At 30.0% G+C, this 1,320-nt stretch carries 2 protein-coding genes; both read right to left on the bottom strand.

From position 1 onward, the window contains the following. Positions 1–30 precede the first annotated feature (30 nt). Positions 31–894: an IS3 family transposase gene (locus ACZ2V4_RS11655; protein ID WP_232779643.1), complete on the bottom strand. Its 864-nt coding sequence runs from the start codon at positions 892–894 to the stop codon at positions 31–33. Positions 895–905: 11 nt separating this feature from the next. Further along, positions 906–1,320, bottom strand: a 415-nt coding sequence (locus ACZ2V4_RS11650) for a helix-turn-helix domain-containing protein (protein ID WP_133446118.1), incomplete at its 5' end; no start/stop codon positions are given.

Here is a 1,320-nt window from a genome sequence, read left to right as displayed (position 1 = left end):
TGTAGTGAACCCAAAAAGTTGAACTTTTTATTAAGCTACTTTCATTAAAGCAAGATTTCTGTATTCTACAGGAGTCTTGCTTTTTAATTTTCTCTTCTTTCTGACTAAATTATAATACTCCATATAGTCAATAATCTCCTCTTCTAGTTCATCATAAGAATCAAATGTTTCTCCATAAAACATTTCTTGTTTTAAAATACCAAAGAAATTCTCCATCGGAGAATTATCAAGACAATTACCTTTTCTAGACATGCTTTGAATAATTCTATTCTTTTTCAAAGATTGTACCCAAGATTTATGCTGATATTGCCACCCTTGATCGGAATGGATTGTAGTTCTATAGGGAAGGTCTGGAATTACATTAATTGCTTTTAACAATGATTCCATAACGAATTCCAATGTTGGACGCTTACTAATTGAATAAGAAATAATCTCTTTCGAACATACATCAAAAATTGTTGACAGATATAGCTTAGTTCCATTTTTAATGTTGAATTGTGTTACATCAGTAAGTAATTTTTGATATGGGCGATTAGTTACGAATCTGCGATTCAATTTATTCTTAGCTGTTTTGCCAACTTTCCCTTTGTACGACTTATATGTTCTATTTCTATGCTTAAACTTTGTACAAAGTAAATTATTTTCTCTCATTATTCTAAGAACTTTTTTATGGTTAACTACAAAACCTAACTCTCTTAGTTCGTCGGTTACTGTACGATAACCTATCCTATTTTTATGTTTGTTAATGATTTCTTTAATCAAAGTAATTAAATAATTGTCTTTATGTTTAGTGACACTAAGTCGTAATTTCCAATAATGGTATACACTTTTCGCTATCATAGCTACTGATAATATTTCTTTTAACTTATAGTTAGATTCATTCCTTAACTCAATAATAGCAGCTACTATTTCTTTGTTTGATTTTTTCGAGCTAAGGATTGTAACTTTTTTTCGAGAGCAATTGCGATTTCTAATCTCCTGTTTTCCTCACGTAAGCGTATTAATTCTTGTCGTTCACTTTCGTTTAAACTAGTGTTATCAACCTTTTTATTTTTCATAGTTTTAGACGCACGACCCTTCGGTTTTGATTCTAAACCTAGGATACCATATTGATTGTATTTCATCTGCCACTGAGCTATTAAAGTAGGATTAGTAATATCAAAGATTCTAGCAGTTTCTTTATATGAAAGTTGATTAGTAATTCTATACTGAATGATTCTTAATTTTTCATCTGTTGAATATTTCTTTCTGGTCATACTGGATATAAGACCGTCAATACCGAAGGTATCAAATTGGTAAGTCCATGTTTTTAGTTGTGAA

The sequence above is a fragment of the Macrococcus sp. CoH-51_TC_04 genome, from assembly GCF_058188655.1.
This window is presented reverse-complemented; position numbering and strand designations above follow the sequence as displayed.